The sequence below is a fragment of the Pseudoalteromonas sp. QJM3NY_22 genome (assembly GCF_056173065.1).
Genome location: NZ_CM149655.1, coordinates 217357 through 231098, shown reverse-complemented (window position 1 = coordinate 231098; position 13742 = coordinate 217357). Strand labels below are relative to the sequence as shown.

Sequence of the window (13742 nt, the reverse complement as noted above, 5' to 3'; positions counted from 1 at the left end):
CCAGTATGCCAAGCTAGGGCTATGACCTAATAGCCCTAGCTTCAATGAATTTAAACAGCATCAACATCAACGAAATCGTTGAGAAAACCAAAGCTCAATTACAAGAAGGTAAAACTCTCACGCCTGCGCTGAAGATGTCTATTGAACTCATTCTGGTTGTCGTTGTTATGTTAGCAAGTAAATTAGGACTTAACAGTAACAATAGCAGTATCCCGCCATCAAAAGACATCAACCGAAAAAAACAAAACAAAGAGAAATCAGCCAAGTCAGCGGGTGGTCAAAAAGGCCGTGCAGGTAAAACACTAACCCAAACACAGACGCCTGATGAGATCAAAATCATCCTAGTTGAACGTGATTTTTTACCGAAAGGTCACTACCGTGAAATTGGCTTTCAAAAACGACAGGTTGTCGATATAGATATCAGGAAAGTGGTCACTGAATACCAAGCACAAATTCTGGAAAATGAGCAAGGTAAGCGTTTTATTGGTGAATTTCCAGAAGACGTTAACAGTCCTATTCAATATGGGGTTGGTGTAAAAGCCCATGCAGTTTACCTATCCCAATATCAATTACTCCCTTACAACCGCATTGAAGAATATTTTTGTGATCAACTCGGTATTCCAATCAGTGCGGGTAGTTTATTTAACTTTAATGAACAAGCAGCGGCCTTGGTAAAGTCCTCCGGCGCAGAAGCCGCGCTCAAGAAAGCCCTGAAAACGACTTATCAAGCCTTACACGTTGATGAAACGGGGATTAATATAGGTGGTAAACGACGATGGCTTCATGGTGCATCAACGACGTGGTGGACGTATTTTTACCCGCATGAGAAAAGAGGGAAAATAGCGATGGATGACGCCGATATTTTACCTCACTTTACTGGGGTACTATGCCACGACCACTGGAAACCGTATTATCAATATACACAGTGCCAACATGCCTTGTGTAATGCACATCATATCCGAGAGTTAGAAAGGGCATGGGAGCAAGACGGTATGCAATGGGCAAAGGATTTGCAAACCCTACTGACTGAAATCAATAAACATCAAATAGATAACCCCGAGCTAGATGCAGACACAAAAGCTCACTATATAGAGAAATATCAACAAATATTGGCTCAAGGTGACATTAAATGCCCTCCACCGGATAGAAACAGCCGAGTAAAAGGCCAGCGAGGCAGATTGAAACGAACAAAGTCTAGAGCGTTGTTAGAGCGGTTAAGAGATTATCAAGATGATGTCTTACGGTTCATGACGGAAACAGCGGTGCCTTTTAGCAACAACCAAGGTGAGAATGATATTAGGATGACCAAGGTTCATCAAAAGATATCTGGGTGCTTCAGAAGCATGCAAGGTGCAGAGATGTTTTGTTTAATCAGAAGCTACCTATCGACTTGCAGAAAACAGCATGTATCAGCAAGCCTAGCCCTTGAATTACTCTTCAAAAATCAGTTACCTGATATATTTATTGAAAATGTGGCTGAATAGTTACTAATTTTTTTCATTTTTAAACGCTCCAACTTGCTAAATTAATGACTATAAGTAAAACCAAGATAAAGCTGACGACCAAAGTACTGAGTCGTACCGGTGCGTTGCTTTGTGCCAAAGTAGCTTTGGGTCGGTTCGTCTGTCAGGTTATTAACTTGCAAAAGCATTGTTAGGGAATCAGTAAGTTTGTATGACGTTTGAAAATCTATCACCGTTTCAGAGTCAAAATTAACAACTTGTTCGTTGATAGCAACTTGCTCAGATACAAATTCATCACGATAACGTGCATTTAAACGTGTTTCGAAGTTGTTATTTGAATAAAACAAAGTCGCGTTAACTACATTATTCGAAAGCCCAGGTAAAGATTGCGATACGGTATCGCCTCCTAAACTGGTAATAGACGAGATTTCGCTCTCGGTGTAAGAGTAACTACCGTTGATCCCTAACCCATTAAATGGCTCGGGTAAAAACGTAAATACATGGGTATAAGCTAACTCTAACCCTCTAATATAACCGCCCTTGCCATTGTTAACGGCGGTGGTGTAAATCCCATTGGTTGTGGCAACTTGTTCACCACTTATTGGGTCTTCAATAAAATCAGGTACGTTAAAACCATTGCCTTTAAAGTCGAAGTTTTCGATTGATAAGGTTTCAACAAACGAGTCTATGTTTTTATAAAATAGGGCTGCGGCTACAGACCCGTTACTCTCTTCAAAATAATATTCGTAAGATAAGTCATATTGGTCAGCATAAAATGGCTTTAAAAATGGGTTGTTATTGCTCGAACCATTAATGACCCCATCATCACTTACGTTAGCACTGGCATCACCGGCAAGGCGGTTTATTGGTGCTCGCGACATCACTTTAGCGGCAGCAAACCGCAATTGAGAATTGTCATTCAATTGCAGGTTTAAATTAAGTGATGGTAAATAATCGGTGTACTTTGTCCCTAGTACATTGGGTGCATAAAGGTCGTTAATAATCCCGTTTTCGTCAACAATATTTTGTGCTCCCAAGCGGGCATCACCATTTACGTTTTCAAGTACGGTTGCCGACTGGTCTGTCTCAATTCGACGTACACCCACGTTACCTAACAACGCTAAACCAGCAACTTCAGTATTTATATTCACCATCACGTAAGCGGCCAATACATCTTCAAACACTGAACCACTTTGCAATAATGTCCAGGAGTAATTACTAGTATATCCTTGGGCGTCATCAACACCGTCTGCATTACCCCATGTTTGCACTGGTTGTGGTGTACCATCTGGAAACCATGCGTTTAGCGCTTTGTCTAAATCAATGGCTAAATAAGAGGGAAAATAACTAAACTCACCTTGCCAATCAACAATTGAGGTCATCTCGTCTGTTAAACGCATTGGAGGCTGTGTTGATGAAAATGCGCCATCATTTCCGTATTCAAATACCGAACGCTTACGGCTATATTCTCTATCAGAATAGCGTGCACCAAACTCAACAGAGCTAAATATATCGTTTTCTAATTCGTATTTAAAGTCGAGCCTAAATGCGGTTACTTCATCTTCGGTTTGATCCGGGTAAATACCGTATTTACTAACCATAACGCGGTTTATATCGCTAAATGCAGCGGCTTGATTAAAGCCAACATCGGGTAAACTTAGGCCATTTAATTGATAGTTAATCGCAACGTTCGTATCAAACACAGGGGCTTCTGCGTTGGCATCTTCAGCTACTAAGCTCCATAACAAACCATTTCTAAAGTTACTTTTAGCGCGTGATAATGACACATCTGCATTAACGCTTAAACGATCATTCACTTGCCAATCAGCGTTAACACCAAAGCTATCTACTTCGTCAAAGTCTTGGTTATCATCATTTACTATTTCAACGCGAGTATAGCTTTGTGAAGTTCGATTTACAGCAGCGCCAATAACTGTATTTCCATCAAGCTGAGGATTTGCATATGCTGCAGAAGGGCCACCTAACTTCACCCTAAAACCACGAGCAAATGACTTTTTATCAAATCGAGATAAAAACGCATCCCCTTTAAGTCTAAAGTTATCAACAGGTGCCCACTCTATTGCGGCTAAATAACCATTTCGAGTTTCTTCTCCACCTGAGTGCTGTAGTTCAAAGCCTTCACTTATGTATTCGTTTGCTGGATTTTGCGTTGGCCCATTAGTGTCGTTAGCGAGCCCATCAACATTTTTAGTATCATTGTAAGCAAGGCCAATAAACTGAGTTGCGACGCTTGGCTGAAATAATCGCGCATAACCAAGTGCTACGCCAAGTGTGTCATCGAGGTATTTACCTTGATATGAAAAACTAATCCGGTCGCCAAACTCCGTTGCATCAAATACCTCTGACGCACGGTCGTTATACATGCCTCGCACATTGGCTACAAATTTATGCTGTTGTGAATTATTTAATGGGCTTGCTGTTTCAAGTTCAACAGTGCCCGCTACACCGCCTTCAATTAAGGATGCTTTGGGTGATTTATATACCGCAGCAGAACTAATAAGTTCAGAAGGGTATTGGTCAAACTCAATACTACGACTACCACTGGTCGATACTTGCTCGCGACCATTTAATGTCGAAAAAACAAAGCCGCCCGAAAGCCCACGGATGTTAATTTGTGCAGCTTGGCCGCCGGTTCTTACCGCCGATATACCAGGTAAACGCGTCAGTGCATCAGCCATTGATATATCAGGTAAAGCACCTAAGTCATCCGCTGATATTTGCTCCGATACCGTATCGCTAAAGCGCTTTTGATTCAAAGACTGTATTAAGCTGCGGCTAAAGCCGCTCACTTCAATTACTTCTAAGTCTGCTTGAACTTTTTCAGGTTTACTTTCGTCCTTAGTTTGGCTTTCATTCGCTATTGCGCTATTTGCAGCAAATAATGCCAGCATTAGCGCGCTTAATTTGAATTTTTTCATGTGTGCGTACCTTTTAGTTATTGTTATGCGTTATGTCAGTCAGTGCAGTTAAAACATAACCAACAAAGTGTAACTAAAAGGTAATCAAATTGTGATGAATACGTATGCATCATAGAGGGCTTTGGCTGTAGCTATTTTGTACAAATAATTCAGCAACAACCAATTATAAAACTACAAACCAATTACCACCCTTATGGCTAGGGCAATAAACACAACACCCAGTATTTTGTCTAACCACGGATTTTGCTTAGTAAAACCAAAACGGTTTTTAGACACCTCAGTTAGTACTGCAACTAATAAATACCAACCAGTATCAATTACAAACACGGTTAAGCACATAATAATACCAATGCTTAAAGTGAGATTTTGCGGATCTATAAATTGTGAGAACAACGCTAAAAAGAAAATCGCGAGTTTAGGGTTTAAAAAAGCAATCGCAAATCCATCTTGTAGCGCTTTACTCGCACTTACTTCACTCTTTTGTACTTGCAGCTCGTTATTACTTGGTTTTGCTAGCAATATTTTTAAACCTAAATAGGCTAAATACGCAGCGCCTAAATACACCAATATTTGGTATAGTGTTGGAAGTTGGGCCATTAATGCACCTAAGCCAAGTAATGAGGCTGCAGCATAAAGCCCAACGCCAATACCATGGCTGAGCGCGGCAAGCATACCGTTTTTCATGCCACCACTAAGCGTGTGCTTTAACACCACTGCAAGGCTTGGCCCTGGTGACATTGCACCCATCATGCATACCAATGCTAAACTCAACCAAACAGATAAAGCCATTTATATCCCTTATAACTTATGGTTTTCAATAACTAATCCGCATAAGTACTTACCTATGCTTTTTTATTTAACCTGAACTCTGGTTAAGAGATTTACTAACGTATTGAATCATAATGATATTTAAATTTATTTTCTCTAGCCAGAGATTCTCAGTGAAAACAAGGCGAATTTACGCGTCAATAGCGGGCCTATTGCAAGTAAATTCAACGCAGTTAGCGCTGAAAATAGCTGCTCAAGATAGATTTATTATCCAGAATTCAGGTTATTTACTATCTAAAGTGTATTCAAAGTCATAGTAATGAATACCTTGCTCTATACGAATTTTCATACTGCCGCTTAAGCCTTCAAGTTCGCCAGTGCCTGAGTCGGGAATTACATTTAAAATTAGGCTGTCTTGGCCTTTATCCATAGTGCCAAAATGCTGTAATACAAAACTGCCTTTTTTGCCGTCAAGCTCACCTAACACTTGCTCTATGGCAACATAACCGGCACTGCCTTGCGTAGGCGTCATGGCGCTAAGCATTTCGCCTTGGCTGGTGGCATTTAAGCTACCTTTAAATGTTTTATCTATCGACATGCGTCCTAAGTTAATGCCTTGCTGCCCTTTGGCATAACCTTCAATGGGCGCTAAAGTGACTGTAAATTCACCGTTTATTATATTTGTAGTCATAACGAATCCTTATTGATGATATTTAATACTATTGATTTTTAATTCGATGATGCCATATCTATACCTTAACCTTCAAAAAGAATCCACTATGTCAAAAGAAACATCTATAGCCGAAAAAGCTGCATTTAGCAGTTTATTACCTGTTTTTGCGTTTATTAAACCGTACAAATGGATGGTAGTAGCCGCCCTAGCTGCGTTATTAGTTACCGCAGGCGTTAACTTGTCATTAGGGCAAGGTGTTAAATTTGTTATTGATCATGGCTTTATTGCAGGATCAAAGGCCCAATTACAGCAGGCCGTATTAGTACTTATTGGTTTAATCAGCTTATTAGCAGTAGGCACTTTTAGCCGTTTTTATTTAATGTCGTGGATTGGCGAACGAGTCAGTAACGATATTCGAAAAGCCGTGTTTAATCGTATTGTAACGCTACACCCTAGCTACTTTGAAGAAAACCGCAGTGGCGAGCTTATGTCGCGTTTAACCACCGACACCACATTACTACAATCAATTATTGGCTCATCATTTTCAATGGCGTTGCGCAGTGTACTTATGCTGATTGGTGGGCTTGCTATGCTGTTGTTTACTAATTTAAAACTTACTTTAGTAGTTGTAGCGTGTGTACCGCTAGTACTTGTCCCAATGATGGTATTTGGCCGCAAGGTACGTAAGCTTGCAAGCTCAAGCCAAGATGCTATTGCCGACATAAGTACCTATGCAGGCGAAATCATACAAAATATTAAAGTAGTGCAAAGCTATAGCCACGAAGAACAAGAGCAACATGCCTTTGCACTCGAGACCGAAAAAGCCTTTAACGTGGCTAAAAAACGTATCAAACAACGTTCGTTTTTAATAGCCGTAGTGATTTTTTTAACCTTTAGTGCCATTAGCGCAATGCTTTGGGTGGGTGGTAACGATGTACTTGCGGGTACTATGACCGGCGGCGAGTTAGGTGCATTTGTGTTTTACGCTATTATGGTGGCAATGTCGGTGGCTACCGTTGCTGAAGTGTATGGCGAACTACAACGAGCAGCAGGCGCGGCTGCAAGATTACTTGAGTTACTTGCTGTTAAAAGTGAAATAGAAAACCCGTTAAACCCACAAGATAGTAATTTACTGCAAGAAAGTAGCAGCCCTGCAATTGCGCTTGAAAACATTAGCTTTAACTATCCTTCTCGCCCCGACGTAAGTGCTCTTAATAAAATAAGCCTAAATATCGAGCAAGGCCAAACTGTGGCTATTGTTGGCCCTTCCGGCGCTGGTAAAACTACATTATTTGAATTACTACAACGTTTTTACGATCCGGCCAGTGGAGCTATTAAGTTTAAAGATATAAATATTAAAGACCTATCACTTAATACTCTGCGCAATAAAATGGGCATGGTAGCGCAAAACCCTATTTTATTTAGCTCCGATGTTATGCATAACATCCGCTACGGCAACCCAAATGCAACCGATAAGCAAGTGTATGCCGCTGCAAAACACGCCCACGCCGATGAGTTTATAAAACAGTTGCCACAAGGGTATCACAGCTTTTTAGGCGAGCAAGGCGTTAGGTTATCTGGTGGGCAAAAGCAACGTATTGTGCTTGCCCGCGCTATATTAAAAGACCCAGAAATACTCCTTCTTGATGAAGCCACCAGCGCACTAGATGCACAAAGTGAGCACCACGTACAAGCGGCACTTGAACACCTAATGCAAAACAGAACAACGTTAATAATTGCCCATAGGCTGGCCACGGTAAAACATGCTGATGTGATTGTGGTAATGGAAAATGGGGAAATAATAGCAACGGGTTCTCACCAAGCGTTATTAGCCAGCAATCCGCTGTATCAAAAACTATGTGAATTACAGTTTAATAAAGATTGAGCTGGTACAAGTAATTAATTAAAGTAGCAGCGGCTTTGCTGCTACTTTTTGCTAAACCATTTGTTCATAGCCGCATCATAAGCCTCTGTTAACTTAGTTTTACCGCACAATTGCCCTGCGGTTAAATAACTATCTGGTAAGTCATTCTTTGGCATAACGCCTGCGCCAATAAACACCTTTTTAAAACAAGTATCACCTTTGCGATAGGTAGTAAATTGCATACTTTGCTGCTCTATTTGTAATAGTGGTTTTACCGTTGCAGAGTGTACTTTTGGAACTGTGATCCTCTTTACCGTTGCGTATTCATCAGCTGTTGTACCAGTAGAGGTTGTACTAGCAGGTAAAGATCCTATTTGTTGCTGTAAAATGCTATTAAGGCCTTTTTGTAAGTCGATTTTTTTATATGGCGTTAATGCTGCAGAGTGGGCATTTATTTTGGTCGAGCTTGTTATAGTGGAGTTTACCGGTTCAGCCGTTTTTTCTGCTTTTTTACTAGAAGAGCTTACTGATTTTAATACTGTTTTATTTACCGGCTCACTTGGCTTTTTTTCTATGCGCACACTTTTATTAACACTCTGTTGAAGCGCTTGCTGTGTTGCTTTAATTTTGGCTGGCACACTTACCATATAGGCTTTAATTGGCGGTGATTGCGGCTGCTTTATTTCAGGTACCTTTAAAGTTGCTAAAAAAAACAACAATAATCCATGTAAAAGTATTGATAAAATAATTGTCGAACGCCACTTTGCCATAAATATGTCCCTATGAAAGAACTAGTTATGACAGCTAACCGGTTTAAAAGTGCCATTAAATAAACAAATAAACCGCGCATGAGCGCGGTTTTTGCTATTAAGCTTGTGTATTAGGCACTATTTGAATTTCTACACGACGATTTTGAGCACGACCATTTGCACTATCGTTAGTCGCAATTGGACGTGTTTCGCCATAGCCTTTAGTGCTAATTCGTGCAGCCATAATTTGTTGATTCACTAAATAGTCTTTTACACTTTGTGCACGCTCGCGCGACAAGTTCATGTTGTAGCTATCTTTACCTGTGCTATCAGTATGCCCTTCTACACTAAGGTAAGTTTTTTCGTACTTGTTCATTACTTTTGCAATCGCGTTTAACGTGTCGTTAAAACCTGATGAAATATAAGATTGATCCGTCGCAAAGGTAATATTTGATGGCATAACCAAACGTAAGTTGTCGCCTTCACGCACAACTTCAACCCCAGAGCCTGCAAGTTCATCACGAAATGCTTCTTCTTGTTTATCCATGTAATCGCCAACAGCAGCGCCCGCAAGTGCCCCTATTGCTGCACCAATAAAAAAGCGTTTATCTTTATGGTTACTCGTAGCTTTACCTAATACGCCACCTGCGGCAGCGCCAATTGCTGCGCCTTTACCTGCGTTATTCATTTCACAACCTGAAAGCAATACAGCTAATACGGTTACGCTTAAAAGTGATTTAGTTAAAGTCATGATGTTACCTATTCAATAAGAATTTAGCAGGAGTATGCAAATACACGTATGAACAAACTATGAAGAGAGTGTTAAAATGTAGCAGCTCATACCAAGGCTTACAGTCATTAGGACTTGGTTTAAAGTTCATCTGATAGGCGACCATGAGCTATAAGCGAACATTGGTATTGTCAAAATATAATAACTAATTGAATAGTCAAACTGTTGCTTACATATTCACAAAATGAACGAGGCGCGCATATTGCTTCATTTAGTTTTGCCCAAAGACAATAGAAAACTTAGTAATAGTAATAGTAATAGTAATAGTAATAGTAATAGTAATAGTAATAGTAATATCTTAGGTAATTTGTTAAAATTAAAATAAGCGTTTTATCGGCACAAATATGCGCGATGAGTGAACTATTAATTGTTCATAGGTTGGATCTTAAGAAAACTTGAAGTTGAACTCTGTTAATGATCAAATAGTTACGCCAATAAAAACATGACTAAAAACAGAGTTCACATGCAGATTAACCAAGTTTCAAACCAATTAAAAGCCCTTATCTCAGAAAAACACCTCATTGAGCTTGCAAAAACCTCTGGATTTCAAGTTCGACACCGTTGCCTGTCGATCGTTTCTCTGCTCAAAGCCGTATTTAAAAGCTTATCTTGCCTGCAAGACGCTAACTTGTCAGATATCCATCAAAACTTGCGAACGCAGGCTGATTGCACGATAAGTTATAAACCCTTTCATAATCAAATTCGAAAACCAGCCTTGACTGAGCTTGTCCGTGAGCTCGTTATTCAAGCGATGTCTAAATTGACTGTAAACACGCTGGATAGAACCTTTTTTACCCAGCGAGGAATACAGCGAGTGTTATTGCAAGATGGTTCTTCATTTGCTCTACATGATGAATTAGCGCAGGTTTTTGCTGGTCGTTTTACTGCTGTAAGTCCTGCCGCAATTGAGTTGCACGTTACCTATGACCTATTTAATGAACAACCCTGCGAAATAGATATTCGTCCTGATGTTGAAACTGAGCGCGCCTTTTTACCAGGTAGCCACACACTTGAAGATACGTTATTACTTGCTGATGCTGGGTATTTTGACTTAGATTACTTTGAGCAAGTAGCTCAAGATGGCGGATATTTTTTGATCAGAGCAAATAAAAACATTAACCCAATCGTTACATCAGCTTATTGCGCGGGTATAGAACTTAAAAAAAAGAACATTAAAATCAAAACGTTACTCGATAAATTCGCAAGCCAACCACTTGAATTAACAGTACGTTGGAAGAAAAATGGGCCCGAGTACAGGCTTATCTATTTACCGAATGAAAAGCGCCCCGTTTTCCTTGTTACTAATTTAAAAGAGGCACAGTTTAGCTTTGACGAGCTACTCGATATATATGCAACTCGTTGGCAAATTGAGTTGTTTTTCAAAGAACTAAAGTCATGGAATAACCTTAAAGGGTTCATCACACGAGATCCTCATATTGCCGAATCATTGGTTTGGCTGAGTATACTGCAAACACTTATCAAGCGTTTTATCTGCCATAGTGCAGCGGGTATGTTTAAGTGTGCGATCTCGACATTTAGAGCGAGTAAGTGCAGTTATCTTTGGTTGGATGATATTCTGGATTGCATAGAACAAACACGGTGCAGCCATAAGATACATCGTGTATTTGAGCTACTAGCGGTAAATTGTAAGCGGCAAAGCATTGAGAAAAACAATGATATTTGCCGTTTTAAGATAGGAAGTCACACGGTCTGTGTTCCTTAAGAACTAAGCTATGATTAATTGTTAGGCTTACAATATTAAAATCAAACTAGGGAGTTATAATGAATTTTAGGTTAATCGGTACTTTTCTTGGGTTATCTTTTTTAGCAACAAATGCTCTAGCGGAAGACAATTCAGTTGTAAGTATGGCAAAAGAGAAAGGTGTTAAACGCTGTATTCCTCAAATAGAACACATATCTAACTTTATCATAGATAAAAAAGCACATGGTTCTCATGCTACATGGAATAAAGACGCTGCTGATAACAGAATGTACTCTTCACTTTCTTCAAAAGGATATACAGATGGCGATTCTCATGTATCAGTAATTGCAAGCATTAACTCTGACGGTAAATGTGACACTTACTATGTTGAAACCTTTGCACTAGCAAAGTCTTGCTTAATGGCAAGAGAAAAAACATATAAAGATATGGAGTTTGTGGGTACACTAAATGACAAAACTATAGTTTTAAAAAATGCTGGCGGTGCTAATTATTACCTATCCCCACAAGGCACGGCTAATAATATTTGTTTGGTTTCAAAAAGAGAAACTATCTACCAATAAGCCTAATCGGGTTGCCAAAGGTCTCTAACCTCCAGCCCCATCATGCGTTTTTATTAGCGAGAACTGCAATGGGCGGTTCATCTCCCGTAATGAATAGAAAATAAACTAGACAGCCACTCTAATTGGTTCGTTTATAAATAAAAACGCGTTAATTCACAAGCTTGTTAGAGCTTTCAAGGAGTATCCTCGTAAATGGATCTTATCAATTACCTAAATGAAAACTATTATACTAAACAACAATTACTTAATTTAACCAAAATTAGTGAAGCTGAGCTTTCTTATTTTCAAGAAAAAAAAGTAATGCCAACCTGTTCATATAAATTATCGTTAAATTATTCTAGCGATTCATTCTTTGGTGAATTTAATAACCAAAACGAAATTGAATATTATGCTAAAGGATATTTATCATGGATTGGTATGCTTAAGGTAACCGCTAATCTTCAAGATGTTTTCCCTATTTTTACCCAAAGATATTCCAAGTCAATATCAGAGTTAAAAGAAGCTGGGTTTGCTTCTAATAATGCAAAAGTTAATTCAAAGCTTGAATTACATATTGAAGAAGAATGGGGCCATTTTTTAAACGGCATTTATGGCTTATGTACAAAGTCTGGACTTCCTGAAGATATAGCAGGTAAAGAGTTAGCTGTATTGCAAATTAGTGAAACTCTAGAACTAAATAAAGAAAAAATAGATCTTGAACAATTAACTAAAGCGGTTAATTTATTAGATAAATCTAGCTCTATGTTTGCACCACATGAGCGACTTAAGAGCTCTAGGCATCGTTTAATTGATGAAGTTCGACGTGAATATAAACTGAAATGAATTAAACTAGACAGCCACTTTAATTGTACAAATAATATTGTGCTGTTAATTTGCTTTTTAAGCTAAAAGTTCATCTCCTTTTACATTTTTACCCAAGCATCACTCATTAAACAAAATTTAGTATAGATGTCCGTGTAATTGTGTTTTCTGTTTAATTGATATGTTCTGTTTAATTAGTAATCCGGTGAATCAGTAAGCTTGTTGAGGTTTATGAGCGTTCAGACTATAAGAATAGGAAAAACAAATTGAATATTACAACTGAGGTTAACTAAATGAATGAAAAAGAAGCAATGTAAATATTAAAAGATAATATTGAATCTATGCGCGAGCAAAGCGAAATACATAAAAAATCCGAGAAAGCTTTAGATAAAGAGCATCCAAAAGATTCATGTGTGATTGGCCCTAAAACAGAAGATGATTATCAAGATATGTTAAATGATATTAAGGAGTCTGGTGAAGATAAATAGCTGTGTGGTTCGGTCAAACAACTAATCGGGTAGCCGAAGGTCTCTAACCTCCACACCACTCATCATGCGTTTTTATTAGCGAGAACTGCAATGGGCGGTTCATCTCCCGTAATAAGTATTGCTCCAAATACCTCTTAATGACACAAACCTTATAAAGCTAAGTAGGCATTGCCTAGCGCAATATGTTAATCCCTTTTGTTTTTGAGCTTCTACATATTGAACTGCTTAAAGGTATTGGTGGCGAACTACAAAGTGGTGACTTCCCAATACATGACGAAATTTCAAACATAGTACTAAGGTAATTTAATGGAAAATTTTGATAAAATCTACGCTGTTAGCGTTAATGCAGGTGAATATCTACTTTTACAAGAAACGATGTTTGAGCAATCTATGCAGTTAACAAACAACGATATTTTTACTTTCGACGGTACGCCAAAAAATGATAATTGGCGTCCTGTAGATGTTAATTGGTTGGTAGTTGAAGGTGAAACCCCGACTAACAAACCAGATATAGCTGCATGGGGGACTATGTCGCTCGCTATACCTATTGCTTTACAAAAAGTATTTGAGCTTACGTTAAAGGATTATTGTGAATTTTTACCATTAAGCTTGAATGGTGAGAGTTGGTTTGCATTAAATATCTTAGGTCAGCAAGTAGCTATTAATGAAGAGCATACAGAGTTAAATTTTAAAAATGGCCGTGTTAACAGGGTAAGGCGCTTTAAAAAGTTAGTCCTCAGTAAAGGTGCTATACAACAGGGTGGATTATTCAAAGTTAAGGGAGCCGGTATTTTCACCTTTTGTACAGATCAAAAGGACGGTCTATATGACTTGGTGAAACAGTATAACCTGAAAGGCTTAAAATTTACTGAGGTAAATGCGGTTTAATGTATTAGCATTCGTTATTTGATCTCTGAATTAGAG

Annotated in this window: 12 protein-coding genes; 7 read left to right on the top strand and 5 right to left on the bottom strand. The window is 38.9% G+C overall.

From position 1 onward, the window contains the following. Positions 1 to 44 precede the first annotated feature (44 nt). On the top strand, positions 45 to 1484 hold the full coding sequence (gene tnpC, locus AC0VZ4_RS01125) for an IS66 family transposase (RefSeq protein WP_475440677.1): 1440 nt from the start codon (positions 45 to 47) through the stop codon (positions 1482 to 1484). Between the two features lie 41 nt (positions 1485 to 1525). Here tnpC and AC0VZ4_RS01120 read toward each other — a convergent pair whose 3' ends face one another. The 3 genes from AC0VZ4_RS01120 to AC0VZ4_RS01110 form a co-directional block, all read right to left on the bottom strand. After that, positions 1526 to 4402 (bottom strand): TonB-dependent receptor, encoded by a 2877-nt coding sequence (locus tag AC0VZ4_RS01120; protein ID WP_475440676.1) that lies wholly within the window; start codon positions 4400 to 4402, stop codon positions 1526 to 1528. Between the two features lie 171 nt (positions 4403 to 4573). After that, positions 4574 to 5191 carry a LysE family translocator gene (locus AC0VZ4_RS01115; RefSeq protein WP_475440675.1) on the bottom strand — a complete coding sequence of 206 codons (618 nt, stop codon included), beginning with the start codon at positions 5189 to 5191 and terminating at the stop codon, positions 4574 to 4576. 262 nt (positions 5192 to 5453) lie between these two features. Further along, the gene (locus AC0VZ4_RS01110) at positions 5454 to 5861 is read right to left on the bottom strand and encodes a DUF3224 domain-containing protein (RefSeq protein WP_007376442.1); all 408 of its coding nucleotides are present in this window, start codon (positions 5859 to 5861) and stop codon (positions 5454 to 5456) included. A gap of 88 nt (positions 5862 to 5949) precedes the next feature. Here AC0VZ4_RS01110 and AC0VZ4_RS01105 point away from each other — a divergent pair, with 88 nt between their 5' ends. After that, positions 5950 to 7728, top strand: coding sequence for an ABC transporter transmembrane domain-containing protein (locus AC0VZ4_RS01105; protein WP_475440674.1), 1779 nt, complete (start codon positions 5950 to 5952; stop codon positions 7726 to 7728). Between the two features lie 41 nt (positions 7729 to 7769). Here AC0VZ4_RS01105 and AC0VZ4_RS01100 read toward each other — a convergent pair whose 3' ends face one another. Beyond that, positions 7770 to 8477, bottom strand: coding sequence for a hypothetical protein (locus AC0VZ4_RS01100; RefSeq protein ID WP_475440673.1), 708 nt, complete (start codon positions 8475 to 8477; stop codon positions 7770 to 7772). 97 nt (positions 8478 to 8574) lie between these two features. Then, on the bottom strand, positions 8575 to 9207 hold the full coding sequence (locus AC0VZ4_RS01095) for a YiaD family glycine zipper/OmpA-like lipoprotein (RefSeq protein WP_475440671.1): 633 nt from the start codon (positions 9205 to 9207) through the stop codon (positions 8575 to 8577). 502 nt (positions 9208 to 9709) lie between these two features. Between AC0VZ4_RS01095 and AC0VZ4_RS01090 the strand changes: the two genes are divergently transcribed. The 5 genes from AC0VZ4_RS01090 (at position 9710) to AC0VZ4_RS01070 (ending at position 13706) form a co-directional block, all read left to right on the top strand. Further along, positions 9710 to 10969, top strand: coding sequence for an IS4 family transposase (locus tag AC0VZ4_RS01090; RefSeq protein ID WP_475440670.1), 1260 nt, complete (start codon positions 9710 to 9712; stop codon positions 10967 to 10969). A gap of 59 nt (positions 10970 to 11028) precedes the next feature. Further along, on the top strand, positions 11029 to 11529 hold the full coding sequence (locus AC0VZ4_RS01085) for a hypothetical protein (protein WP_008138757.1): 501 nt from the start codon (positions 11029 to 11031) through the stop codon (positions 11527 to 11529). A 192-nt stretch (positions 11530 to 11721) separates the two neighbouring features. Continuing rightward, a complete protein-coding gene (locus AC0VZ4_RS01080; RefSeq protein WP_008138756.1) occupies positions 11722 to 12351 on the top strand; it encodes a DUF6058 family natural product biosynthesis protein in 630 nt (209 codons plus the stop codon). Between the two features lie 320 nt (positions 12352 to 12671). After that, positions 12672 to 12818 carry a hypothetical protein gene (locus AC0VZ4_RS01075; protein ID WP_008138754.1) on the top strand — a complete coding sequence of 49 codons (147 nt, stop codon included), beginning with the start codon at positions 12672 to 12674 and terminating at the stop codon, positions 12816 to 12818. A gap of 306 nt (positions 12819 to 13124) precedes the next feature. After that, positions 13125 to 13706, top strand: coding sequence for a hypothetical protein (locus AC0VZ4_RS01070; RefSeq protein ID WP_475440669.1), 582 nt, complete (start codon positions 13125 to 13127; stop codon positions 13704 to 13706). Positions 13707 to 13742: the final 36 nt, after the last annotated feature.

Coding starts and splice junctions, on each gene's coding strand:
- AC0VZ4_RS01100 (WP_475440673.1), bottom strand. CDS start 8,477: ATGGCAAAGTGGCGTTCGACAATTATTTTATCAATACTTTTACATGGA.
- AC0VZ4_RS01080 (WP_008138756.1), top strand. CDS start 11,722: ATGGATCTTATCAATTACCTAAATGAAAACTATTATACTAAACAACAA.
- AC0VZ4_RS01090 (WP_475440670.1), top strand. CDS start 9,710: ATGCAGATTAACCAAGTTTCAAACCAATTAAAAGCCCTTATCTCAGAA.
- AC0VZ4_RS01115 (WP_475440675.1), bottom strand. CDS start 5,191: ATGGCTTTATCTGTTTGGTTGAGTTTAGCATTGGTATGCATGATGGGT.
- AC0VZ4_RS01070 (WP_475440669.1), top strand. CDS start 13,125: ATGGAAAATTTTGATAAAATCTACGCTGTTAGCGTTAATGCAGGTGAA.
- AC0VZ4_RS01105 (WP_475440674.1), top strand. CDS start 5,950: ATGTCAAAAGAAACATCTATAGCCGAAAAAGCTGCATTTAGCAGTTTA.
- AC0VZ4_RS01075 (WP_008138754.1), top strand. CDS start 12,672: ATGCGCGAGCAAAGCGAAATACATAAAAAATCCGAGAAAGCTTTAGAT.
- AC0VZ4_RS01085 (WP_008138757.1), top strand. CDS start 11,029: ATGAATTTTAGGTTAATCGGTACTTTTCTTGGGTTATCTTTTTTAGCA.
- AC0VZ4_RS01110 (WP_007376442.1), bottom strand. CDS start 5,861: ATGACTACAAATATAATAAACGGTGAATTTACAGTCACTTTAGCGCCC.
- AC0VZ4_RS01095 (WP_475440671.1), bottom strand. CDS start 9,207: ATGACTTTAACTAAATCACTTTTAAGCGTAACCGTATTAGCTGTATTG.
- AC0VZ4_RS01120 (WP_475440676.1), bottom strand. CDS start 4,402: ATGAAAAAATTCAAATTAAGCGCGCTAATGCTGGCATTATTTGCTGCA.
- tnpC (WP_475440677.1), top strand. CDS start 45: ATGAATTTAAACAGCATCAACATCAACGAAATCGTTGAGAAAACCAAA.